The sequence below is a fragment of the Pectobacterium betavasculorum genome (assembly GCF_000749845.1).
Lineage (GTDB): Bacteria > Pseudomonadota > Gammaproteobacteria > Enterobacterales > Enterobacteriaceae > Pectobacterium > Pectobacterium betavasculorum.
The window spans coordinates 85,771-108,106 of record NZ_JQHM01000006.1; the positions used below are offsets into that span (position 1 = coordinate 85,771).

Sequence of the window (22,336 nt, forward strand, 5' to 3'; positions counted from 1 at the left end):
GTATTAATGAAAATTATCAGTAAACGTCAGGCAATGGCGATATACCGCCAGCATCCACAGTCCCGGTTGTTTCGCTTCTTTACCGGCAAATATAAATGGTCCGGCAGCATCTGCCACTATGCCGGTCGCGAGGTGGAAGATATCAGCGGTGTACTGGCCGTATTCGCTGAGCGCCGTCAGGACCGCAATGGCCCGTATGTCGTATTACGCAGCGTAAGCCTGAATTAATTCACGATTAAGGAGGACTACATTTTGTCGAAGAAAACCACGATAACAACGCATGATATCAGCGAACCCTGGTGGGGGCTCAGGCGCAGTGTCTCTCCGTGTTTTGGGGCCCGTCTGGTCCAGGAGGGGAATCGCCTGCATTATCTGGCTGACCGTGCGAATTTTGAAGGTCAGTTCTGCGATGCGGATTTGCGCCATCTTGACCAGGCTTTCCCGGTATTGATGAAACAGCTGGAGTTAATGCTCACCAGCGGTGAACTGAATCCACGGCACCTGCATTGTGTCACGTTGTATGCCAGAGGGCTGACCTGCGAGGCCGATACGCTCGGTTCGCACGGCTACGTTTACATCGCTATCTATCCCACTCAACGTTAACTCAATTTCCTAACGAGAAACCTTATGAAAACTCTTCCTGCAAATCAGTGGGTGGCGAAGCCATGCCCGCCGCCTGTGCTTGTCTGGCAAACGCTACTTACGCGTCTGCTTAAGCAACACTATGGCCTGACGCTGAACGACACGCCGTTCAGTGATGAAACCGTTATTCAGGAGCATATCAACGCCGGTACCACGCTGGCTGATGCCGTTAACTTTCTGGTGGAAAAGTACGAACTGGTTCGTATCGATCGCAGAGGGTTTAACTGTCAGGAGCAGTCACCTTGTCTTCGGGCTGTAGATATTTTACGGGCAAGGCAGGCAACCGGTTTGCTAACTCAGTGCAAAAAACGCAAATGTAATCAGCCAGATGGTTGATTCAAAACATGATAAAAGATGTAACCAGTGCCCGTTTAAAGCGGGCTATAAATGTTATTATACTAAAACATAAAAACAGGCGAGGCTGGTGTAATGAGAATCGACAAACTTTCACTGCTTAACTTTCGTTGCTTCAGACAGCTCGATATTACCTTTGATGAACACATTACGATTCTAGTTGCACCGAACGGTGCGGGCAAGACGACAGTGCTGGATGCGGTACGACTGTCGTTGATCCCTTTTATTCGCAGTTTTGACACCAGTCTGTATAACAGCCGATCGCTTGGTATACGCACAGAGGATTTGCGTCTGGTTTTTCGCCAGGAAGCGCTGAATATGGAGAGGTCGCCATTAACAACTATTACCGCTGAAGGCGAATGGGAAAGTGGAAAGAAGGCAAAATGGATGAGCGGTCTCCAGGGAGAACGAGCATCAAGTGAGGACCGGGGGGCTGCGGATCTCACCCAATGGGGGGAACAACTCAAGGCACAGGTACGGGATGAAAATAATGCACGACCCATCGTTCTTCCACTGGCGCTTTATCTGGGAACGGCGCGTTTGTGGTATCAGGATCGCTACAAACCGCAATCTGATGAGCAGCGTCTGGATAACAGTGCATTTTCACGTTTGTCGGGATACGACGACTGTCTTTCTGCTACCTCAAATTATAAACAATTTGAGCAGTGGTATAGCTGGCTGTGGCGCAGCCTGCGGGAATTCCAGATTAAATCACTGGAAACCCCTGTAACAAATATAGTGGAAGCTTTTCGTGGTGACATAATACTCGATGCTGTACAGACAATTAAGCAAGCTATTAATTGCCTGACGCAGAGCGCAACTGGCTGGTACGATCTGGAATATAGCTCTACTTATAACCAGCAATTGATAATGCGCCATCCGCAACATGGCATTCTCCCACTTAACCAACTCAGCGACGGGCTACGTAATGCTGTGGCAATGGTGGCAGATATAGCGTTTCGTTGTGTCAAACTCAACCCACACTTACGCGATAAAGCCGCCCTACAGACGCAGGGAATTGTCCTGATCGATGAAGTCGATATGTTCCTGCACCCAGCCTGGCAGCAGCAAATTATCCAGTCTTTACGCAGCGCATTTCCGAAGATCCAGTTTATTGTCACTACCCATAGCCCACAGGTTATCAGCACGGTCAAACGGGAGTCTGTTCGCCTGCTTGAACAGGATGATAAAGGTAACGGACTGGCATCAATACCACAGGGATCAACTTACGGCGAACCGAGTAATGACGTTCTGCACAGCGTTATGGGTGTCGATCCACAACCTCCTGTTAAGGAAAAGGCTGATCTACAAAAACTGACGGTGTTGATCGATCAGGGGAAATACGATGATCTGGAAACACAGCAACTCATGGCTACCTTGCAAGCCGCTTTGGGTGAACATCACCCACAGCTCCAGCGTTTACAGCGCAGTATTGCTCGGCAAAAACTGCTGAAAGGAAAAGCACAATGAGGCATGTGACCAAAAACCGACGGGGAACAGATGCCTTACTTACTGCAAATGAAAATCCGCCACATAATTCTGATCAATCAACCAGTCGCTGGCGGCGTTTTGGCCGGGATAATAAAGCGGACTTAATGGCCCGTCTTCTCGATGAGCAGTATCATCTTTGCTGCTACACTGAAATACGTGCTGACGAGCGTAGGTTAGGCTATCACATTGAGCATGTTGAGAATAAAAGCCAACGACCAGAACGAACTTTTGATTATCTAAATCTGGCTGCAAGTGCATTAAATTCAGGGCCAAATGGTGGTTTATTTCAACTGAAAAGTAAAAATGCCTTTGGCGGTCACGCTATGGGGAAACAAGATGCTGTAGATACGGCAAAATTTATCCATTGCCATATTCACGATTGTTACCGTTATTTTGCTTACCTTTCTGATGGTCGGATAGTTCCTGCTGATGGGCTAAATGCACAAGAAATGGAGAACGCGCAATACACCATTGATCTACTAAACCTGAACAGCGGATTCCTTCAAACGGAACGTCGTAATCATTGGGAAGAGCTGGAACAGCTTTTTGATGAACACATTGAAAAAGACTGGGATCTGCACCAATTACTTCAGCTTGATCTGGTTCCCTCAGCAGATCATAAACTGCATGAATTCTTCAGTATTACACGCCAGTTTTTCCAGCAAGAAGCTGAACAAGTATTACAGAGCCACGCCCCTGCCTTAATTTAGCACCACCATTCCAGATTCAGGGCGACAGCATGATTTATTGCGAGTCGCCTTCCTGATTTACACCCTCAAGATTTATTCAACTTTATTTCACTGCGTAATGCGCCTGCCACTCTCGGTAAGCGCGTTTGCTTTTACGGACAAAATATCATGCCAACAGAAGCTGAGGTTTTAACCGATCATAATGAGCTAATTTGCTCGACCAGCATTGAATGTATCGTCACCGGTCGTGATGCTGCGTTGAAACAGATTGAGGCGCTGATTCGTCAGCTTGATGACATTTCCCGACTCACTTCCGGGATTGGTGGCGACGTCGCTAATCATTGGGCGATGCGGCAGGGTCATTCTTTCGACTGCTGGCTGATGCAATCAGTAGATAAAGCGATGCCGGTGATTACCCGCAATATCGACCGTAGTATCTGGCGCGATCTCATGCTGAAGTCCGGGATGTTGACCCTGATGGATGCCGAAGCCCGCAGTCAGTGGGCGAAGAACCTGGAGGAGGGCGATCTCCCGGCTATTAGCGAAGCCAACATTCTGAGTACCTTTGAACAACTCCACCACAACAAGCAAGAGGTCTTTGAGCGTGGCATCATCAATGTATTTAAAGGGTTAAGCTGGGACTACAAAACCAATAATCCCTGTTATTTCGGTAAGAAGATAATCGTCAACAATCTGGTGAAGTACGACAAATGGGGTTATAGCCTGAGTTGGGGCTGGCGGCGTGACCAGTTAGCCGACCTGGAGCGCATGTTGTTTCTGCTAGATGGCAAAACCATTCCTGATAACCGGCACGATGTAACTATTCGACTGATGAACTTCATTCGCGATAATCCACGACAGCAGGTATTCGGAGATCATCTCTTCACTATACGCCTTTTCCAAAAGGGCAGTGGTCATATCACGTTTAAGCGTATGGATTTGGTAGAGAAGATGAACGATATCATCGCGAAGCACTATCCGGGAATGCTGGCTGCTAAGTGAGTGTAAAAGATCTTCGCTTTTGGGTAATGGTCTTTCAAATCTTCCACACTTATACCGAACATTCATCTGAAAACACATAAATGTGTTTTTACTCTTTTTTGTGTGTTAATGCTTGTCATCAATCTCATCAGAAGAGCGATACCATGATACAGAACAATATCAAACAGCTTCGTACCCAACTGTCGATCACTCAGCGCGAGCTGGCGTATATGGTCGGCACCAGCCAACAGCAAATCCAGCGTATCGAAACCGGAAAGGTCGCAGCAAAGCTAGGCTTTGCACAGGCAATATGCAATGCCCTGGATAAGCCTTTAAATATCGTATTCCCGGAAAGTGATCAGTTGATTAACGACTTTCACAAGAAGCGCCGTAAAACTGATGAAGATCTTGAGACGATAGCCACAGGCGGTATTGAAATGGATAGCGGTCTCTGGACCGTAAAGCTTTGGCTTCAGGGACAGCAGGACTATTTGTTGTTGCCCATTTCAGCTGCGGATAAGCGGAGGTTTTATTATTATTTTCAGGAAAAAAACTCTCCAAACACAGAGCGCTTCTTCGTTCTTGATTCTTCCGAGTATCGTTATGCGTTAAATATGCGCGAAGTGGTATTTCATCAGTTCCTGTCTGATGGCTTTGCTCCCATCATGAGCGAAGAAGAAGACGACTATGAAGACGATTATTTTAATGTCCATATCACCTTGGTGAACGGTGGCCCTGTGATTCCGCTGAGCGTTGAGCCTGATGCGCCGCAAAACGAAGAGGCGGATGATATCGGTCAGTTGAATGCGTTCTTTGAAAAACTGGACTGCGAGCCTGAAACGACAGATCGTTATATGCTAACCGACGAAGATGGGGAAGATGCTTTTATCCGCATTGGTTCTATTGCCATGGTGCGAGTCGTACTTGACGCGCTGGAGCCTGTGGAAGAAGATGAAGAATAGTTTTTAGCTAGCTGTATTCACAGGGAATCGCGTTGAGTATACATGTGAGTATATATCGTGGTATCTTGTTTTTATAAATACATTTATTTCAATTGGTTATGTCATGAATCACGGTGCGGCCTTCGCACCATAGTATGAAAATCAAGTCACCTTTGGGTGGCTTTTTTTATGTCCATAATCGTCCAGTAACGTCCATATCTATCTGTAAAATAACGATTTTAATTTCACTCTCCTCTATGATTTTTTGTCTATTTTATCCACAGCGGTCTTTCCTCGTCCATTGACATCCAGATGATTTGGGGGTCAAGATAAGGGTCAATTCACTTCGATTATGAGTTGACCCCCAAATTATGGCGCTGGCCGACGTTGTTGCCCGTACCGCCAAGCCCCACGAGAAAGCCTATAAACTCGCGGACGCGCACGGCCTGTATCTTTTGGTGAGTCCTAACGGCCCTAAGCGCTGGTATCCCAAATATCGCTTTGAAGGTAAGGAAAGCCGGATTGCGTTCGGTGCCTATCCGCTAGTCTCGCTGGCAAAAGCCAGAGAGAAAAGTGATGAGGTGCGATTGCTGCTGTCGGAGGGCATCCACCCATCGGCCAGCCCTGAAACTGAATAAACTGCCGGATTTTCTGGCAATGATGGAGCGCCACAAAGGGCGGGCGTTAACCAGACTGGCCTTAAAACTCACGCTGTGCGTTTTTATCCGTTCTAGCGAACTACGTTTTGCCCGCTGGCCGGAAATCGATTTTAAACGCGCCATGTGGACGATACCGGCTGAACGTGAAGCCATTCCCGGTGTGAAGCATTCGCAGCGCGGCGCAAAGATGCGCTCTGAGCATCTGGTGCCGTTATCCCGACAGGCTTTAGCGCTGCTGGAAGAGATTAAGGCCATCAGCGGTGCTCATGAACTGATTTTCCCCGGCGATCGTCGGCCAACTAAACCGATGAGTGAAAACACCGTCAACAACGCATTACGAACCATGGGCTATGACACCACTACCGAAGTGTGCGGACACGGCTTCCGCACCATGGCCTGTAGCGCACTGGTGGAATCCGGCCAGTGGTCACGGGATGCGGTAGAACGGCAAATGAGTCATCAGGGACGCAATGGCGTTCGTGCTGCCTACATCCACAAAGCGGAGCATCTGGATGAGCGCAGACTAATGTTGCAATGGTGGGCGGATTATCTGGATGCCAATCGGGATGAGTATGTGGTGCCGTATGAGTTTAAAAATGTTTGATTCATTAGGGTCTTAGCGATGAAAAAAACGAAAAAATCAGCGGAAGCGCTTACGTCTCTGATTGAAGAGGCAGAACAGCGTCATCAGAGGGTCTTACAAGGACTTGCCGATGTTGATACAGGGCATGTTGTTAATCACTTTGATATGCAGATGTTTATCGCCAGACTGAAAAAAGCATAATCGATAGAGATACGGGGCGTGTCCTGTATCGAAAGCCTATGCATTAAGCTCCGCTCCCGCCCCTTTTTTGGGAGGGGCTGGCGCTCATTTGTCTTATGTGGATGATTTTTCCTGCTGCTCATAATACTCACGTATCATTTCTGCCAGATCGTCTTCCACCGTATAGAAGTAGCAAGCCGGAACCTGTAGCACCGACACTAGCCGACAAGCCAGTGCAAAATCCGGCTTATAAATACCGCGCGAATCTTAACCCAGTGACAGCTTAAGCTGCATACCGCAAGCAGCGGCATACCGTTGTAAGGTTGAGATACTCGCACTGGAAACATTTCTCTCAAGGCGGCTCACCGCAGGTTGGCTTACACCCATGCGAGCGGCGATCTCTGTACTTGTCAGACCTGACTTGGACTTCATTTCGATCAGAACAGCTCGAAGCGTTTCTTCTTGAGTTTCGTCCTCATACGCTTTTTTAACTTCATGATTAGAAAGTGCTTTCTCTTTAACTTCAGAGAAGTTGATACCTTTAACTGCCATCTTTCAATTCCTCCCATCTTGACTTTGCCAGCGCTATTTCAGCTTTCGGGGTCTTAGGGGTTTTCTTTACGAATGTCCTTAAAATATAGATCTTACGTCCTTTTGCGTAAGCAAAAAACGTTCTGCTTATGTCTTTGCTGCCTTCATAGCGTATCAAACTATCCCCACCTTATTCCGTTGCGATAGCGGTGTAATCCGTTCCCCCTCAAAGGCGATCAGGCCATCCTTTTCCAGCTTGTCCAACCAGCGGGTGAATTTCTTATTCACATCAAATCCCATTGCCCACATATCATCCCGCACCAATGAACGGGTGCAGCCTTCACCGTTGGCCGTGCGTGAGCGAATGGCCTGCCATAGGGCAAAATGGTTTTCCGTCAGCCGTGGGATACCGGCTAAATCGGGATCGCTGGCAGCCTCATCTTCCCTGACTTCACGGCCTTCATCATTCAGCACCAGTGAGGTGATCGGGTCGCCATCATCGTCCACGTAAAGTGCGGCACGTATCACCTGCTGTACGTGTAAGTACACCCGTTTTAGTTCCCCAATCCCCTCTCCTGGAAACACTCCCAAATGAGCTCTAAACTCTCACCTTCCTTTAACCACACACAGATAGTAAAAATCGTCATGAAAAAGAGTCATATACCGCAAGGTGTATTGTGCTTATGCTGACACAGCGACTTGTATGGGGTGCGCAGAAGTTCGGGAATCCCTGAAACCATATTTCAGCTACGCGTTATTCATACAGACTATGCATTTTTAATAAACGGGAGCAGAGGGGGACTAATGGAATTAATCGTGGCGCACGATATTACGAATGGCGATCGGGAAGAACTTTTTGCTGGCCTGAGAAGCTACAATCGTCAATTTATTAGTCCTGCTTCTTTTGGGCAATTGGGTATTTTTCATCGAAATAGCGCCGGAGTCATGACTGGCGGGCTGATTGCAATGCGTAAAGGATTGTGGCTGTGTATTGATTATTTGTGGGTGGGTGAAGAATCCAGAGGCCTAAAGCTCGGCAGCGCCTTGGTGAGAGAAGCAGAACAGGAGGCTATGCGCCTTGGGTGCAGCCATGTGCTTGTGGATACGTTTAGTTTTCAGGCGCTTCCCTTCTATGAAAAGCAAGGTTATCAGTTGCAAATGTCCTTACCTGATTTTCCTGAGGAAGGCATGTTAAGACATTATCTAATAAAGAAAAATATACAGACTGCATGATAGTTATCTGCCTATTGACCAATGACAAGGTAGACCAGGCGTTACCCTCTTTATAATCATGCCCGTTTCTCTTCTCACTGGTGTGAACGTATGGCTTATCAACTTAATCTTAATTGGCCTGAATTCTTAGAAAAATACTGGCAAAAACAACCTGTTGTATTGAAGAACGCTTTCCCTCATTTTGTCGATCCGATTACGCCAGATGAGCTGGCTGGTTTGGCGATGGAGGCGGAGGTAGATAGCCGTCTGGTCAGCCATAAAAATGGTCAGTGGCAGGCCAGCAACGGGCCGTTTGAGCATTTTGATAACCTGGGTGAAACTGGCTGGTCGCTGCTGGCTCAGGCGGTGAACCACTGGCATGCGCCGTCTGCTGAACTCGTGCGTCCGTTCCGCGCGTTACCGGACTGGCGTTTAGATGACCTGATGATCTCCTTTTCCGTACCGGGCGGTGGCGTTGGTCCGCATATCGATCAGTACGATGTCTTTATCATTCAGGGGATGGGCAGCCGCCGTTGGCGGGTGGGTGATAAATTGCCGATGCGTCAGTTCTGCCCGCATCCTGCGCTGCTGCATGTCGATCCCTTCCCGCCGATCATTGATGAAGATCTTGAATCGGGCGACATTCTTTATATTCCGCCCGGTTTCCCACACGATGGTTTTACTCACGAGACTGCGCTCAACTATTCCGTGGGGTTCCGTGGCCCGAACGGTAGAGACTTAATCAGCAGCTTTGCTGACTACGTGCTGGAGAACGATCTCGGTGGTGAGCATTATAGCGATCCTGATTTGGCCTGTCGGGAGCATCCGGGACGAGTTGAAGACTATGAGTTTGACCGTCTGCGCGAGATGATGATTGACGTGATTAATCAGCCGGAAGCGCTGAAACAGTGGTTCGGTCGCTTTGTGACGACGCCGCGCCACGAGTTGGATATCGCTCCGGCAGAGCCGCCTTATGAGCAGGACGAGATTGTCGGTGCGTTGATGGACGGTGGTGTGTTGACACGCCTGAGCGGGCTGCGTGTTCTGGAAGTAGGCGGTAGCTACTTCATCAACAGCGAACGACTGGATATGGTCGATCCGAAAGCGGCTGATGCGTTATGTCGTTACACCGTGCTTGGTAAACAAGAGCTGGGCGAGGCGCTGAAGAGTCCAGCATTCGTGGCTGAGTTAACCGGGCTGGTTAATCAGGGTTACTGGTTTTTCGACGAATAACACTTTTCTCAGTTGCGGCCTTCGAGAGCATCACCCGAATCACTTATCTGAGTAAGCTCATCGGGAGTCCTTCTCTTACCGCCTGCCTGAAACTCGAATTATTTAGGGTGTATATAATTAGCCAAAAAAGACTCGGAGTTTCCTCCGAGTCAGTGTGAGCATCATCAAACCAGTGCTAGAAAACGAAAATTAAACGGCTTCGTTTTCGTCGGTGTAGCGTTTAGCTTTGTAAGCGGGATGCATCAGGTTCTGAATGGAGAAAATGTCGTCCAGTTGTTCTTCGGTCAGCAGACCGCGCTCCAGCACCACTTCACGTACGCTCTTGCCGGTTTCGGCACAGATTTTCCCAACGATATCGCCGTTGTGATGGCCGATGAACGGGTTCAGGTAGGTTACGATACCGATAGAGTTGAAGACGTAAGCTTCACACACGTCTTTATTAGCAGTGATGCCGTCGACGCATTTTTCCAGCAGGTTATAGCAAGCGCTGGACAGAATCTGGATGGACTCGAACATCGCCTGTCCGATAACCGGCTCCATCACGTTCAACTGCAATTGACCCGCTTCTGCCGCCATGGTGACGCAGGTATCGTTGCCGATGACCTTGAAGCACACCTGATTCACTACTTCTGGTACGACTGGGTTAACTTTGGCTGGCATGATGGACGAGCCGGCCTGCAATTCTGGCAGGTTGATTTCGTTCAGGCCAGTACGCGGGCCTGACGACAGAAGGCGCAGGTCGTTACAGATCTTCGACAGCTTAACCGCAACGCGTTTCAGAGCGCTGTGCATCATCACGTAAGCACCACAGTCGGAAGTCGCTTCGATCAGGTCTTCAGCCGGTACGCACGGCAGGCCACTGACTTTCGCCAGATGTTGAACGGCCAGTTTCTGATACTCATCCGGCGTGTTCAGACGTGTACCGATGGCCGTTGCGCCCAGATTCACTTCCAGTAACAGCTCGGCGGTGCGTAGCAGGTTGCGATTTTCTTCTTTCAGCAGCACGTTGAATGCGTGGAATTCCTGACCGAGGGTCATCGGAACGGCGTCCTGCAACTGGGTACGGCCCATTTTCAGGATGTTTTCGAACTCTTTTGCTTTGCGCTCAAAGCCATCGCTCAACTGCGTAATCGCTTCGACCAGTTTCAGGATGGAGGTATACACCGCGATACGGAAGCCAGTCGGGTAAGCATCGTTAGTGGACTGGCATTTGTTCAGGTGGTCGTTCGGGTTCAGGTATTGGTATTCACCTTTCTGGTGACCCATCAGCTCCAGACCGATATTCGCCAACACTTCGTTGGTGTTCATGTTGACTGACGTACCCGCGCCGCCCTGATAGACATCGATAGGGAACTGATCCAGACATTTACCGTTGTTCAGCACTTCATCACAGGCTTGCAGGATAGTATCGGCAATTTTACGCGGGATAGTTTGCAGCTCTTTATTCGCCAGCGCGGCGGCTTTTTTTACCATCACCATGGCGCGGACAAATTCTGGGATATCGCTGATAGTACTATTGCTAATATAAAAATTCTCAATCGCACGCAGCGTATGGATACCATAATACGCGTCAGCAGGGACTTCGCGGGTCCCTAACAGGTCTTCTTCAATGCGGATATTCGTTGACATGGATCTTCTTCCTTTTTCTTGTTCGATGTACGCAGCATCGTACGCAGCATCGTTTTAAATATTAAGACTATGATTTTTTAGGGTTTTGCTATGCTGTTTCGGTGTTTTCAGGTAGCACGAACCCACCACGATTTTGATAAAATCATGACTAAAAAAAGTTCTCGGGGAGACGAACGTTGAATAAGCATCGTTAAATGACTATTGGCGGATATATTCCTCCATTTTGGTTTTGTCTCCCAATCGTGAATAGTTATACCTAACTGTTATTCCGAATTATCTGGGCTAATCTCAACCAGCTTTTCTATTCCGCGGTTTAGCGTTTTTAATTTCGGCACAAATACGGTTTTAATAATGTCATGCGTGACATCGCACGCTTCTTCAAAGAACGCACTGTATTCATCTCGGTGCCCGACAATATAAAGCGAACGCTTGATATTTAGCTGTTCCGGCATATGCGTCAGCACCTCGCGGGAGTGGGCAACGGATTGCAGGAAACTGAGCGGGGTGGTCACTGCCCAACCGATGCCTGCTGCCACCATCGACGTTAAGGTATCCGCATTATCAAATTCGAGCATGTTCGGCACGCGGATATCGATGCGGCGCAGGTAGCGCTCAATCTGCATTCCAATCTGCGAGTTCCGGTTAAAACGCACCAGCGGCAGTGCGGCTGAAAGCTCACGGATGTCCTCGACCGTTTTGATGCGTTTACGGTAATCCGGCGGCGTGATAATGAAATAGCCTTCGGAAAACAGCTGATGACGCACCACGCTATCGCTGTCGATCAACGGGTCGCTGGTGACGATCATATCCAGCTCGCGGCGCATTAGCGCTTCACCCTGCTGTGGGCTGAGCCCGGTACGAATCAGCAACTGCGACGAACTTTTCATCAAACTCTTGGTAAACACCGAACCGCAGGTGATAGCAAACGAATCCACCAGGCCGATACGTAAGTCGGGTTTGATGCCTTTTCCCGCCTCCAGCACCTGTGCCTTGAGGTTCGCAATCTCCTCCGTCAGGATTTCTCCTCGGTTTTTCAGTGCAATGCCGTAGGGCGTCAGGACAAAGGGGCGACGAGCCCGGTTAACCAATTTGACACCGAAATCCTCTTCCAATAACCGGATCGTCTGCGAAATGGCAGAAGGCGTCAGGCCTAACCGCGCGGCGGCTGCCGTCATGCTCCCTGCTTCCGCCATCGTCACAAAAACATAGACGGCGTACATATCGATCGATTTATTGGCGGACACTGTGCGTTTAACCATGTGAGTTTGCCTACACTGCAAGGTGAATGTCGTCGAAATATGAAGCGTTAGTCTATCTCATCTCGCCGACTACGACCTCGCTAACTGATGTCAGAATAGTCGGCTAACTTCAGAAAAAATACAGGTCGCGTCACTGATTAATTTTTTCTTATTTCTAGCTTTAGCGGATCTGAAGATATGCCATTCATAGGTTGTAACGCGTGGAATAGCGTAGAGAAGGGCGAAGGATCACAACAGACGTTGGGTTATATTTTTCGGCGGATGGACAGTCATTATTGAGAAACGGTGAATCTATGAAATGTGATGAGAGGAATGAAGGGTGTTTTGCACAATAGGGTGGAAAATGCGCCTGTATTTCAAAGGACTAAGTTAGAAAGTTTCCCTTTAACAGCTTGTTGACACCTTTGTTACGATACGAAATACTCTCTTACGGATTGATATCCACTGACGTGTAATTTCTTAATTCTCACGTTAATTCAAAGAGATAAATATAAAAACTGATTTCGTGCTGCTCCCACTTTATTCACATTGAGTGGTAGTTTAGTGCGGAAAAAACTATGCCGAATTAATTAACCATTCTGATTATTGAGAAAACCACGCCGTGGGGGGGGTTACTGCGGTTGGCGGATGTTTTCAAAAAAAATGACATAAGAATGTGTTAATTAAGGGATAAAAGAACTCTGCTTGTCGGCGTTCTTCGCGTTTGGGGTGGTTAAGGATGAGGGATATGGAGTGAAGCATTATCAAGTCAGAAGAATTAGCCTGCTTGCTGCTATTGTGACACTGACAACAAGCTGTGCGTCCTTGCATGATGCGGGCCGCAGCTATGGCACGGCGATTGGCTGTATTGGCGGGGCGGCATTGGGCGGTGGACTTACCTATCTGGTGACGGGTGATGCCAAGAAAGCCGTGGCGGGAGGGCTGTTAGGCGGTGCCGCAGGCTGTGCATTGGGCAACGTTTGGCAGAATCGTGAAGAGGCGCTGGCAAAAATTGCCCAGGAAGAAAATATCGCAATTACAACCCGCGCCCTGCAATCTCAGGAAAAAAGCGGTACTGAAACCGTAGGGCTGGTGGCTCAGGTTCAAGACAGCGGCATGTTCGATACCAATAGTGCGCACCTTTCTGCGGATGGTTTACGGCAGGTCAAAAAGATTGCTATAGCGATGAAAGAGGGTGATCAAAGCGGCGTCATTCTGATTGTAGGACATACTGATGCTACGGGGAGTGCAGATTGGAATCAGCGTCTTTCAGAACAACGTGCGCAGAATGTTGGTCGGGTGCTTGAACAGGCTGGACTGAGTGCACAGAAACTTTACTTCCAGGGTGCGGGCTCCGCTCGTCCGGTGGCCGATAACGCCACGGTAACGGGTCGGACTGCCAACCGTCGGGTCGAAATTGTAGGGCTGGCAAACGAAGCCCTGTTAAAACAGCGGCTTGAACAGGAAGGCAGTAACCTTGCTTATCTGCGTTATGGCACGGCTGAGCAGGCTACGTCGACAGTGCGTTCTCCCTCTGCATCAAGCCGCAAGGCGAAACCTTCTACATCATCTTCAAATCGTAAAGCCGATCCCGCTCGTAAAGCAGAAACGCAGACTGCGGCGGCAACGCCAACAACAGAAGCGAAGCCGTCAGCCGCGCCAACGACGAAAAAATCCGCCGAGCCAGCCAATAGTCAGAATTTTGTGGATTTTGGCGGGCAGCCAGTCAATTCCTCCATACCGGTTTTGGCGGCGAGCCTCAAACCGCGCAGCAGCGGGTTTAGCCTGATTCCAGAAGCGAATGCCAGCAGCATGCTCAAAAGCTGTGTAGCAGATAATGTGCGCGTTAGTGGACAAGCCAAAAATCTGGCTAGCGGGAAAGCGGTTGAAACCCATGAAACCCGAGAATATCTGCCGGGTATGAACGGTCGGGCTTGGGCTGGGCTGGTGAATAATCATCTGGTCACACTTTCACCCGTTAAGGTGCTGAGTGATAACGCCGCGGTGGTGGAAAATCCGAAGGTATATGTTACGCGTGATTACCAGTCCAAAGGCAACCGCAAAGCTGACGCGCCATTAAATGCGGTGGCGAATGCGTGGGAAGGCGAGGAAAGCATTCTGTATCGGGTTTATCTACAAGATGAAACACAACAGGCACTTTCCTGCGTAGATTTACTGGTGCCGAAAAAGGCCAGTAAGGCACAGCAAGGGCAGCTGTTCTACAGCAATCACAGCAAAGAATACATCGCGAGCTACACCCCGACGCGTAGTTAATTAAAAGGTATTGATTCATGGAATTATTTCAAAGCATCGCTGAGGCGATTTCGCTTTATCGTTACATTTTCTGGCCGTTATTGGTGCTGATGACGCTGGTACTGGTTTTTATCCGCTGGTGGGATCAGGTCAGCTACTTTTTCCTCAACCTGATGAGCAGTATGCCACTTATCGGTCATGTATCCCGTTTGTCCCGTGCGAATGAACCGCGTCGCCAGGGCACGGGGAAACTGGCCTGGTATCCGGCAGAAGAGGCGATTTGCGCCAAATACTGGCAGTATTATAAAACCTCAAATCTGGATGCCGATTTCTACCTGCGCTGTGTTAACTACCTTAATAAGGTAGATGAGCGCGGGCGTAAGCCGACGGGCGTCATCCTGTGGGGTTGCAGTGTGGTGTTAGTCCTGCTTGAGGCCTTTATTTTTGCCTTGGTGCTCTCGCCGTTTATCGCAAGTAACATTTCTGCCAATCAGGCCGAATTCTCGGCGATTGTCATCTCCGTTCTGATCGGTGTGGTACTGGTGCCTGCCACCCACCTGATGGGGGCTGAACTGCATAAAAACACGCTGCTGAAAAAGATCCGTTACTGGTATTCAGAGGCGCGCCATAGCGGATCTGCGAAAGGATTGAGCAAGAATCACGAAATCTCGCTGGAAAATACCCGTTTGGATGACAACGATCCAAACTATATCCAGATGTTGAACCGCGTAACGCACAATGTTCACGTTAAGCCGCAGTATTGGGCAACGGCGGTTGCCCTGTCTCTGATTATCTTCTTCTCTGTTGGTGCCTATCTGGTACGTGCGGCGACCATCAATGCGATGGATACGCAGGCCGTGAACGGTTCGCCATTCTCACAGGTCGTTCAAACGAGTGATGCTTCTCCATTTGACCTGCCATCGGGTGCGGTAGCGGACAATGCCAAAGCGGATACGCAGGCGTCACAAGAAATCACAGATAACCGTGTATTTGCTTCAAAACTGACGTTCATCATCCTGTCCGTCATTTTTGTTGGCGTACAGCTGATTGGTATTTTGATCGGTATTTATCGTTCATTTGCCGGGATTGAATCCAAAGCTGCGGCCAAATACATTGGTAATTTCAGTGGTTCTGAGGAGTTTGCATCGTGGCATGCAATGCGGCGTGAACGTGTGGAGCGCGATGGGCAAGAAAAGCTAACCGCGTTGCAAAATCGTTTGATGATGAAGCGCACCAATAGCCAGAGTGAACCGCTTACCACGCTACCGACGTTTGATGATTACATTAGTGGCAAGCTGCGTGATAAAGCGCGCTCAAACGCAGAGCTGACTGCGCATTTACAAGCGAAAAGCGAACCGGCACAGCCAGCGCCTGTTGCTCAACCTGTTGCGGTTCAGCAGGCTGAGTCTGCGCCTGTTGAGGTGGCTAGCCAGCCTGCGGCACTCGCATCGACATCAACGGTCGTTGAACCTGTTCAGGCTGCTCAGCCAGTCACTACGGCAGTAAATACGCCGGAGAGTGATGACGAGAAACAACGTATCCATGAACTGGGTGATTTGACGTTGTTCAGCGAGGAAGAACTACAGCTGATTGCTGAGGATCAAGGACTGTCGTTGGAGTCCTTGAAGAAACGTCAGCGCGTGCAGGCGTTGCTGAATAAGGCGCGTCCGAAGGAGAACGTATGAGGACGCTACTCTCGCTGCTGCTACTGGGGGTGACCTGTGTGTCGCAGGCCGCAGAACGTAACGATATCCCTAGTTGCTATAGTTTTGCCAAGCTAGACCAACATCGCCCGGCTGACAGCGGTCGGGAACTGGTGGTGATTGTCGACCAGACGGTCAAGGTGCCTGTTGACCTGAAAAAATCGGTCTGGAATCAGGTAGTACGTTACGTGCAGCCTGGCGATCATGTTGTTATGTATCAGTTCTCGGCGCTGTTGCAGGATAACTACATGAAGCGCGTGTTTGACGGCAAGCTGGAAATGCCGTTTACCGATCAGAAGGTACGCAACAGCTTAGGGATGGACAGCCTGAAATCATTGGATGGGTGTCTTGTGCAGCAAAGGCAGTTTTTTGCGCAAAACATCGGGAAGAAAATGGCAGAAAGTTTCGCCGAGCGTGGGGATAACATCGCCAAAAGCGAGATCATGGATAGCCTCAAGCGCATTGGTGACGATCTGAAAGAGACCTCTGCTGCCAGTAAAACGATTCTGTTGGTGTCCGATATGCTTGAAAATAGCGAATTTGGCAGCTTTTACAGCAACAACAGTATTCGTTTGTTAGAGCCGGAAAAAGAGATGGCTCGTGCTGGGAAGCAAGATCTGGTGGCGAATTTCGCCGGTGCGAATGTGTATATCGCAGGAGCGGGACTTATCGATACGGATTCGAAAAACAACTATCGATCCGGCAAGGTCATGCAGCAGCTTGAAGTCTTCTGGCGACAATATTTCGCAGCGTCTAAAGCTACCGTGGTGAGTTTCGGTGCCCCAGAATTGACGGTCGATCTGAAGTAATTTTTGTCCTACTGAAAGGCGCTGATGTATGAATGACATTAGCGCCTTTTTTGTTTTCAGCGGGTCTGCATCACCTATTTGGCTCTTTTTTCATTCAGTTGATGAAAAATGCCGAGTTTGCTCCCTTTCCTTATTGAGAGGAAGTTAGAGGGAAAATGCTATCGCCCTATGTAACCTAACAGCGTGTCTTTACTGTGTGGTAAGAGGTGCATCACTCACTGTCGTTACTGCGCGCACGTGGCGTTCCGCCTGTTCACACATTTCCAGCAGTGCCGGAATCAGGTGCGCGGTAGCGTTGAGGCACGCGCCGAGCTGGCTGAGGCTTTCCTGTGGCAGTTCCACGTCGTTTTGCAGCGTGTCACCGAGGTAATGCAGGCCGTGGCACAGGCCTTCAACCGATTCGGCGGCAATCGCGCCGAGGTCGCAGAGCTGAACGTCATCTAACTGTGCGAAAGGCAGGCTGGCGATTAGGTCGCGGAAAATAGTAATGGTGCTGTCAGCGGGTGTGGCGTGAGTGTCCGTCATGGTCATTTTTTCCTTGAGATAATTAAGTCCGCCACCACACAAGGTTCCAAACTTGGGGGGTGACACAGACAGGATTGGAACCCCGGCTCTCAAGAAGACCGGTCAACCTTGCGGTTGCCCTGCCTGCGTCACCGTAAAGAGTGTGCACGCAGCCCCTGAAAAAACAAAGCGTTTTTCAGTCCTGAGATGCTCGGGGTTCCAAGCCCGGCTGCGGATGTTGCCGCAGCACAGAGACTCTATTCCAACGATGAAAAACGTGAAAGATGGTGGATGGATTTACAGTGGAATTACAGCGGATTTTGGAATGAAGCTCGCAGAAATTTGATTGGCCCTGTGAAAGACGTTGTTGATGAGATGACAAGTGTTCTTGAACAACCGATAAGGCTGACGCACTTTACGCACGGTATTTATATCGTGTTTGTGGGAAACACCAGTTTGCCCTGTGGCAAAAAAACCTATCCACCATAATGAACTGCTTAGCGGCATTGTTCCGTGTGGCTTCATTTATCCAAAAGTTGACTATTTATAGATCATTAAGTCGCTTGCCTTGCCGATCGGCAAAGCACACTATCATATTCTAATTAATGAGGTTAACCCATAATTTTCTGACTTTTAGTTATATCTATAGTAATGCTGTTTTTAAGAGGTGGAGCACTATGCCGCAATTGAGTGAAATTTTTTACACTTCACAGGAAGATATCAACTGGCATTTAGACAGCATTGTTGATGGATTAAAAGACGTTCGTCAGCAATGGCGTGATAAATACCTACAGGGTGATTATCGTCATAAACGCCTTTTCCCCTCGAAAGAGAATGTCAGTAGCATTGTCGATACGTTATCAAAAATTTTGTACCCCATGCGTTTAGGTGCCACCGATCTCAAAAAAGAGAGTGAAGACTATTATGTCGGGTATCTACTGGGTAACGTGCTGGATCGTCTCGCTGAAGAGGCGTTACTGGAGCAGCGTTATAACACAGGTGAGTTATCCCATTCAGATAATACGGCAGATGGCGCTCAAGGTGTCATCAAGCGAATCAAACAGTTCGCTGCGCAGTTGCCTGAAATACGCAAATTACTCGACAGTGATATTCTGGCTGCCTATCAGGGTGATCCTTCTGCGCGAAGCATTGATGAAGTGCTGCTGTGCTACCCAGGCATTCACGCCGTCATCCATTACCGTTTAGCCCATGTGCTTTATCAACTCGATTTTCCGCTGCTGGCGCGGATAATCACAGAAAAAGCACATAGCCAGACTGGTATCGATATTCACCCTGGTGCGCAGATTGACGAAGGATTTTTCATCGATCACGGAACGGGTGTGGTCATTGGAGAAACGGCGATTATTGGCAAGCGAGTGCGTATTTACCAGGCTGTCACGCTTGGTGCGAAGAACTTTATTACCGATACCAATGGTAATTTGAAAAAACGTTATCCCCGCCATCCGATTATCGAAAATGACGTAGTGATCTATGCGGGTGCAACCTTGTTGGGGCGTATTACTATCGGTGCGCGATCGAGTATTGGTGGTAATGTGTGGTTAACCCGCGACACGCCGCCAGACAGTAATGTGCGACAAGCCAATTTATTGCAAAATCAATATAAAGATGGTGATGGAATTTAATTTTTATAATTTACTTTCTAATTTTTTTTCTTAGTGAAAACTATCGATGTTTTTTTGATAAATAAAAGTTAATGCTGTTTTTTTATTATGGTCATTTCTGTTTTTTAAATATAAGCGTCATGATGTTTTCTTTAATTGAAATAAAGAATAAAACGCCCTGCTTACGGAAATAAGTATGAGTATTCTTGATCTTGTCGGAAATACGCCATTATTAGCATTGCCGCATTTTTCTGAAAAAACGCCGGGTGTTTCTTTACTGGCAAAAGCTGAATTTATGAATCCTAGCGGTTCGGTAAAAGATCGGGCGGCAAAGGCAATGGTGCTTGATGGTATTGCTCAGAGGGCGTTGGTGCGTGGAAAGACGATCATTGATGCTACCAGCGGCAATACGGGCATTGCCTACGCGATGATCGGCGCTGCGCTTGGGTATGACGTGGTGCTCTATATGCCGCAGAACACCAGCAATGAGCGTAAACAGATCATCCGTCATTACGGTGCGACGATTGTAGAAACCGATCCGTTAGAAGGTTCTGATGGTGCCTATCTGGCGGTAAGAAGGCAGGTGGAGCAAGACCCCGAGCGCTATTTTTATCCCGATCAGTACAACAACCCTGTTAACCCCCATATGCATTTTGCCACGACCGGTTGGGAAATTTGGCAGCAAACGCAAAAGCGTATCACGCATTTCATTACCAGCATGGGCACCTCCGGTAGCTTTGTCGGGAGTGCGCGGCGGTTAAAGCAGGAAAATCCGCATATTCAAACGCTGGCGGTGCAGCCGGCGTCTCCGCTGCACGGTATCGAGGGCACCAAGCATATGGCCAGTAGCATCAAGCCCGGCATTTTGGATGAAACCTTGCAGGACGGCGTGGTGACGGTAACGACGGAGGAAGCCTACGCCGCAACTCGTCATCTGGCGAATTGCGAAGGTATTTTTGCCGGCATCTCTTCGGGTGCCAATGTGGCAGCGGCCTTGAAGCTGGCGCAGACGCTGCCGAGCGGTTCAGTGGTGGTGACGCTACTTTGTGATACCGGTTCGCGCTATCTGGCCGATCCTTTTTGGAATGAAAACTGATGATTCGATTAACAACGGAAACGGAGCGCCTGATCCGGGCAGAAGGCGAAAAAACGTACCCCAATGAGTGCTGCGGTGCATTGCTGGGGCGTTTCGATAAAAACGGTGATGCACAGGTGACGGCGCTGTTGCCCATCATCAACGCGCGCGAGGCGCAGGAGCAATATCACCGCTTTGTCATCACGGCAGATGACTACCTATTGGCAGAACGTACGGCGCGAGCGCAGGACATTGACGTGGTGGGTTTCTACCATTCACACCCGGATCATCCTGCCATCCCGTCCGAGTATGACCGAGAGCATGCCCTGCCGTTTTATGCCTACATCATTGTTGCGGTTGCCAAAGGGCAATCGACCGATTTCACCAGTTGGCGGCTGACACAGGATCGGCAGCGTTTTGAACAGGAAGCGATCAATATCGAGCAGTGACCAGCAGTAACAAAGCGATGGGGACGATGTGCCCTGATGTTGAACATGGCAGAGAGAGCATAACGATGGCAGTGACATTATTGATTCCGACCGCATTACGTGCTTTTACCGACGGTCAGGGGAAAGTGAGCCTGGAAGGGGAAACGGTTGGGCAACTGGTGGCGGCATTAGCGGCGAGCTATCCCGATATTCATCAGCATCTCTATGAAGAGAACGGCTCGCTGCGCGCTTTTATCAATTTATACGTAGGTGAAACCAATATAAAAACCACCGGCGGTTTAGATACGCCAGTTAAAAGTGGCGACGAGGTGCTTCTGGTGCCTGCTATTGCGGGTGGTGCCGGAGAACTGGCATGAGTATTCCAAGCATTATTCCCGACGACCGGCTAACGGCGCTGTCACACGCGGAGATCGCGCGGTACAGCCGCCATCTGCTGCTGGCGGAAGTCGGGCTGGAAGGGCAACAACGCCTGAAAAGTGCGCGCGTATTGCTGATTGGCACGGGGGGATTGGGTGCGCCAGTTGCCCTGTACTTAGCGGCGGCAGGTGTAGGGACGATTGGCATCGTAGATTTCGATTTTGTCGAAGTCTCCAACCTGCAACGGCAGATCATCCACAGTACCAAGGATATCGACCGCCCCAAGGTCGCCTCCGCCAAAGATAAAATTCGGGCCATTAATCCGGATATTGAGGTCGTGACCTACAACACCCAGCTCAACAGTAAAAATGCGCTGGATATCATCCGCGATTACGACATCGTCGTTGATGGTACCGATAACTACCCGACCCGTTATCTCATCAACGATGCTTGCGTACTGCTCGGCAAGCCAAATGTGTACGGCTCTATTTTTCAGTTTGAAGGTCAGGCGAGCGTGTTCTATGCCAAGGCTGGCCCGTGCTACCGCTGCCTCTATCCGACACCGCCGCCGCCAGGGCTGGTGCCGTCCTGTGCCGAGGGCGGTGTAGTGGGCGTGCTGCCGGGGATTATTGGCACCATTCAGGCAGCAGAGGCCATTAAATTGATCGTCGGTGGCAGTGAGAGTCTCGTCGGGCGTCTGCTGCTATTCGACGTCTGGGAGATGAAACAACGCGAGCTGAAGCTGGAAAAAGATGCCCATTGTCCGGTCTGCGGTGAGCATCCGACGATTCATGCGCTGATCGACTATGAGGAGTTCTGCGGCTTAAAACCGAACGAAGAAGAGGTGCCTATCGAGAGCGTCACGGCTCACGAGTTGAAAGCGTGGCTGGATGCGAAAAAACCGTTACAGCTGATCGATATTCGTGAACCACACGAGCGGGCGATCGTGAAGTTCCCTGACGCCAAGGTGATCCCGCTCGGGCAGATCGTGCGTCGTATTGATGAATTTGATCCTGCGGTGGATGCCGTGTTCCTCTGCAAGATCGGGCAGCGCAGCCAGTTTGCCATGCGTGCCTTGCAGCGGGCGGGCTATACCGGGCGAGTCTTGAATCTAAAAGATGGCATTAATGCGTGGGCGCAGGATGTGGATACCCGCCTGCCACAGTATTGAACCTCGAACCATGTAAAAGTCGTTTATTGA

General features: G+C 49.4%; 22 protein-coding genes and 4 pseudogenes. 20 read left to right on the forward strand and 6 right to left on the reverse strand.

The window, feature by feature from the left end; all coding sequences use genetic code 11:
• Nucleotides 1-6 precede the first annotated feature (6 nt).
• The 9 genes and pseudogenes from KP22_RS14125 to KP22_RS22215 all read left to right on the forward strand — a co-directional run bounded on the left by KP22_RS14125 (nucleotide 7) and on the right by KP22_RS22215 (nucleotide 6,541).
• Nucleotides 7-228, forward strand: a complete 222-nt coding sequence (locus KP22_RS14125) for a DUF987 domain-containing protein (protein WP_039324862.1) — start codon at nucleotides 7-9, stop codon at nucleotides 226-228.
• Nucleotides 229-252: 24 nt separating this feature from the next.
• Entirely contained in the window at nucleotides 253-603 is a 351-nt protein-coding gene (locus KP22_RS14130) for a type IV toxin-antitoxin system YeeU family antitoxin (protein ID WP_039324864.1), read from the forward strand.
• A gap of 24 nt (nucleotides 604-627) precedes the next feature.
• Entirely contained in the window at nucleotides 628-978 is a 351-nt protein-coding gene (locus KP22_RS14135) for a TA system toxin CbtA family protein (RefSeq protein WP_039324866.1), read from the forward strand.
• 93 nt (nucleotides 979-1,071) lie between these two features.
• Nucleotides 1,072-2,314 (forward strand): annotated as a pseudogene (locus tag KP22_RS14140) (AAA family ATPase).
• 148 nt (nucleotides 2,315-2,462) lie between these two features.
• A complete protein-coding gene (locus KP22_RS14145) occupies nucleotides 2,463-3,197 on the forward strand; it encodes a retron system putative HNH endonuclease (protein ID WP_072012584.1) in 735 nt (244 codons plus the stop codon).
• Nucleotides 3,198-3,344: 147 nt separating this feature from the next.
• Nucleotides 3,345-4,178, forward strand: a complete 834-nt coding sequence (locus tag KP22_RS14150) for a DUF4942 domain-containing protein (protein ID WP_039324868.1) — start codon at nucleotides 3,345-3,347, stop codon at nucleotides 4,176-4,178.
• A 143-nt stretch (nucleotides 4,179-4,321) separates the two neighbouring features.
• On the forward strand, nucleotides 4,322-5,119 hold the full coding sequence (locus KP22_RS14155) for a helix-turn-helix transcriptional regulator (protein WP_039324870.1): 798 nt from the start codon (nucleotides 4,322-4,324) through the stop codon (nucleotides 5,117-5,119).
• 350 nt (nucleotides 5,120-5,469) lie between these two features.
• A pseudogene (locus KP22_RS14160) lies at nucleotides 5,470-6,361 on the forward strand (tyrosine-type recombinase/integrase).
• Between the two features lie 18 nt (nucleotides 6,362-6,379).
• On the forward strand, nucleotides 6,380-6,541 hold the full coding sequence (locus tag KP22_RS22215) for a CopG family transcriptional regulator (RefSeq protein ID WP_081926251.1): 162 nt from the start codon (nucleotides 6,380-6,382) through the stop codon (nucleotides 6,539-6,541).
• Between the two features lie 246 nt (nucleotides 6,542-6,787).
• Here the strand turns inward: KP22_RS22215 and KP22_RS14165 are convergent, their stop codons facing one another.
• The 3 genes and pseudogenes from KP22_RS14165 to KP22_RS14170 form a co-directional block, all read right to left on the reverse strand.
• Complete coding sequence (locus tag KP22_RS14165) at nucleotides 6,788-7,072, reverse strand: helix-turn-helix domain-containing protein (RefSeq protein WP_039304361.1); 285 nt, start codon at nucleotides 7,070-7,072, stop codon at nucleotides 6,788-6,790.
• Nucleotides 7,062-7,214: pseudogene (locus KP22_RS21825) on the reverse strand (type II toxin-antitoxin system RelE/ParE family toxin); the annotation flags it as partial. The gene KP22_RS14165 and the pseudogene KP22_RS21825, both read right to left, overlap by 11 nt.
• 11 nt (nucleotides 7,215-7,225) lie before the next feature.
• A pseudogene (locus KP22_RS14170) lies at nucleotides 7,226-7,564 on the reverse strand (AAA family ATPase); the annotation flags it as partial.
• A 291-nt stretch (nucleotides 7,565-7,855) separates the two neighbouring features.
• Between KP22_RS14170 and KP22_RS14175 the strand changes: the two are divergent.
• The gene (locus KP22_RS14175) at nucleotides 7,856-8,284 is read left to right on the forward strand and encodes a GNAT family N-acetyltransferase (RefSeq protein ID WP_039324872.1); all 429 of its coding nucleotides are present in this window, start codon (nucleotides 7,856-7,858) and stop codon (nucleotides 8,282-8,284) included.
• A 90-nt stretch (nucleotides 8,285-8,374) separates the two neighbouring features.
• Nucleotides 8,375-9,496: a ribosomal protein uL16 3-hydroxylase gene (locus KP22_RS14180; protein ID WP_039324874.1), complete on the forward strand. Its 1,122-nt coding sequence runs from the start codon at nucleotides 8,375-8,377 to the stop codon at nucleotides 9,494-9,496.
• A 189-nt stretch (nucleotides 9,497-9,685) separates the two neighbouring features.
• Here the strand turns inward: KP22_RS14180 and aspA are convergent, their stop codons facing one another.
• Both aspA and KP22_RS14190 read right to left on the reverse strand, forming a co-directional pair.
• Entirely contained in the window at nucleotides 9,686-11,125 is a 1,440-nt protein-coding gene (aspA, locus tag KP22_RS14185; protein ID WP_039304370.1) for an aspartate ammonia-lyase, read from the reverse strand.
• 263 nt (nucleotides 11,126-11,388) lie between these two features.
• The gene (locus tag KP22_RS14190) at nucleotides 11,389-12,384 is read right to left on the reverse strand and encodes a LysR family transcriptional regulator (protein ID WP_039304373.1); all 996 of its coding nucleotides are present in this window, start codon (nucleotides 12,382-12,384) and stop codon (nucleotides 11,389-11,391) included.
• A gap of 732 nt (nucleotides 12,385-13,116) precedes the next feature.
• Between KP22_RS14190 and KP22_RS14195 the strand changes: the two genes are divergently transcribed.
• The 3 genes from KP22_RS14195 to KP22_RS14205 are packed head-to-tail and all read left to right on the forward strand — an operon-like array spanning nucleotide 13,117 to nucleotide 17,128.
• Nucleotides 13,117-14,637 carry an OmpA family protein gene (locus KP22_RS14195; RefSeq protein ID WP_039324876.1) on the forward strand — a complete coding sequence of 507 codons (1,521 nt, stop codon included), beginning with the start codon at nucleotides 13,117-13,119 and terminating at the stop codon, nucleotides 14,635-14,637.
• 17 nt (nucleotides 14,638-14,654) lie between these two features.
• Nucleotides 14,655-16,301, forward strand: coding sequence for a hypothetical protein (locus tag KP22_RS14200; protein WP_039304379.1), 1,647 nt, complete (start codon nucleotides 14,655-14,657; stop codon nucleotides 16,299-16,301).
• On the forward strand, nucleotides 16,298-17,128 hold the full coding sequence (locus KP22_RS14205) for a hypothetical protein (RefSeq protein ID WP_039304383.1): 831 nt from the start codon (nucleotides 16,298-16,300) through the stop codon (nucleotides 17,126-17,128). Before KP22_RS14200 ends, KP22_RS14205 begins: the two co-directional genes overlap by 4 nt.
• A gap of 189 nt (nucleotides 17,129-17,317) precedes the next feature.
• On the opposite strand, the gene KP22_RS14210 is transcribed toward KP22_RS14205, so the two are convergent.
• On the reverse strand, nucleotides 17,318-17,653 hold the full coding sequence (locus KP22_RS14210) for a hypothetical protein (protein ID WP_039324878.1): 336 nt from the start codon (nucleotides 17,651-17,653) through the stop codon (nucleotides 17,318-17,320).
• Nucleotides 17,654-17,923: 270 nt separating this feature from the next.
• Between KP22_RS14210 and KP22_RS14215 the strand changes: the two genes are divergently transcribed.
• The 6 genes from KP22_RS14215 to moeB all read left to right on the forward strand — a co-directional run bounded on the left by KP22_RS14215 (nucleotide 17,924) and on the right by moeB (nucleotide 22,306).
• Nucleotides 17,924-18,121 carry a hypothetical protein gene (locus KP22_RS14215; protein WP_039324880.1) on the forward strand — a complete coding sequence of 66 codons (198 nt, stop codon included), beginning with the start codon at nucleotides 17,924-17,926 and terminating at the stop codon, nucleotides 18,119-18,121.
• A 188-nt stretch (nucleotides 18,122-18,309) separates the two neighbouring features.
• Nucleotides 18,310-19,275 carry a serine O-acetyltransferase EpsC gene (epsC, locus tag KP22_RS14220; RefSeq protein ID WP_081923393.1) on the forward strand — a complete coding sequence of 322 codons (966 nt, stop codon included), beginning with the start codon at nucleotides 18,310-18,312 and terminating at the stop codon, nucleotides 19,273-19,275.
• A 175-nt stretch (nucleotides 19,276-19,450) separates the two neighbouring features.
• Entirely contained in the window at nucleotides 19,451-20,350 is a 900-nt protein-coding gene (locus tag KP22_RS14225; RefSeq protein ID WP_052012533.1) for a PLP-dependent cysteine synthase family protein, read from the forward strand.
• Nucleotides 20,350-20,778, forward strand: coding sequence for a M67 family metallopeptidase (locus KP22_RS14230; RefSeq protein ID WP_081923394.1), 429 nt, complete (start codon nucleotides 20,350-20,352; stop codon nucleotides 20,776-20,778). Before KP22_RS14225 ends, KP22_RS14230 begins: the two co-directional genes overlap by 1 nt.
• 65 nt (nucleotides 20,779-20,843) lie before the next feature.
• The gene (locus tag KP22_RS14235) at nucleotides 20,844-21,134 is read left to right on the forward strand and encodes a MoaD/ThiS family protein (RefSeq protein WP_039324934.1); all 291 of its coding nucleotides are present in this window, start codon (nucleotides 20,844-20,846) and stop codon (nucleotides 21,132-21,134) included.
• Complete coding sequence (moeB, locus tag KP22_RS14240; RefSeq protein WP_039324885.1) at nucleotides 21,131-22,306, forward strand: molybdopterin-synthase adenylyltransferase MoeB; 1,176 nt, start codon at nucleotides 21,131-21,133, stop codon at nucleotides 22,304-22,306. Before KP22_RS14235 ends, moeB begins: the two co-directional genes overlap by 4 nt.
• Nucleotides 22,307-22,336: the final 30 nt, after the last annotated feature.

Excerpts from the sequence above, each read along its gene's own strand:
- moeB (WP_039324885.1), top strand. The coding sequence starts at position 21,131 with ATGAGTATTCCAAGCATTATTCCCGACGACCGGCTAACGGCGCTGTCA.
- KP22_RS14200 (WP_039304379.1), top strand. The coding sequence starts at position 14,655 with ATGGAATTATTTCAAAGCATCGCTGAGGCGATTTCGCTTTATCGTTAC.
- aspA (WP_039304370.1), bottom strand. The coding sequence starts at position 11,125 with ATGTCAACGAATATCCGCATTGAAGAAGACCTGTTAGGGACCCGCGAA.
- KP22_RS14190 (WP_039304373.1), bottom strand. The coding sequence starts at position 12,384 with ATGGTTAAACGCACAGTGTCCGCCAATAAATCGATCGATATGTACGCC.
- KP22_RS14235 (WP_039324934.1), top strand. The coding sequence starts at position 20,844 with ATGGCAGTGACATTATTGATTCCGACCGCATTACGTGCTTTTACCGAC.
- KP22_RS22215 (WP_081926251.1), top strand. The coding sequence starts at position 6,380 with ATGAAAAAAACGAAAAAATCAGCGGAAGCGCTTACGTCTCTGATTGAA.
- KP22_RS14230 (WP_081923394.1), top strand. The coding sequence starts at position 20,350 with ATGATTCGATTAACAACGGAAACGGAGCGCCTGATCCGGGCAGAAGGC.
- KP22_RS14205 (WP_039304383.1), top strand. The coding sequence starts at position 16,298 with ATGAGGACGCTACTCTCGCTGCTGCTACTGGGGGTGACCTGTGTGTCG.
- KP22_RS14125 (WP_039324862.1), top strand. The coding sequence starts at position 7 with ATGAAAATTATCAGTAAACGTCAGGCAATGGCGATATACCGCCAGCAT.
- KP22_RS14135 (WP_039324866.1), top strand. The coding sequence starts at position 628 with ATGAAAACTCTTCCTGCAAATCAGTGGGTGGCGAAGCCATGCCCGCCG.
- KP22_RS14210 (WP_039324878.1), bottom strand. The coding sequence starts at position 17,653 with ATGACGGACACTCACGCCACACCCGCTGACAGCACCATTACTATTTTC.
- KP22_RS14175 (WP_039324872.1), top strand. The coding sequence starts at position 7,856 with ATGGAATTAATCGTGGCGCACGATATTACGAATGGCGATCGGGAAGAA.
- KP22_RS14225 (WP_052012533.1), top strand. The coding sequence starts at position 19,451 with ATGAGTATTCTTGATCTTGTCGGAAATACGCCATTATTAGCATTGCCG.
- KP22_RS14180 (WP_039324874.1), top strand. The coding sequence starts at position 8,375 with ATGGCTTATCAACTTAATCTTAATTGGCCTGAATTCTTAGAAAAATAC.
- KP22_RS14155 (WP_039324870.1), top strand. The coding sequence starts at position 4,322 with ATGATACAGAACAATATCAAACAGCTTCGTACCCAACTGTCGATCACT.
- KP22_RS14145 (WP_072012584.1), top strand. The coding sequence starts at position 2,463 with ATGAGGCATGTGACCAAAAACCGACGGGGAACAGATGCCTTACTTACT.
- KP22_RS14215 (WP_039324880.1), top strand. The coding sequence starts at position 17,924 with ATGGATTTACAGTGGAATTACAGCGGATTTTGGAATGAAGCTCGCAGA.
- KP22_RS14165 (WP_039304361.1), bottom strand. The coding sequence starts at position 7,072 with ATGGCAGTTAAAGGTATCAACTTCTCTGAAGTTAAAGAGAAAGCACTT.
- epsC (WP_081923393.1), top strand. The coding sequence starts at position 18,310 with ATGCCGCAATTGAGTGAAATTTTTTACACTTCACAGGAAGATATCAAC.
- KP22_RS14150 (WP_039324868.1), top strand. The coding sequence starts at position 3,345 with ATGCCAACAGAAGCTGAGGTTTTAACCGATCATAATGAGCTAATTTGC.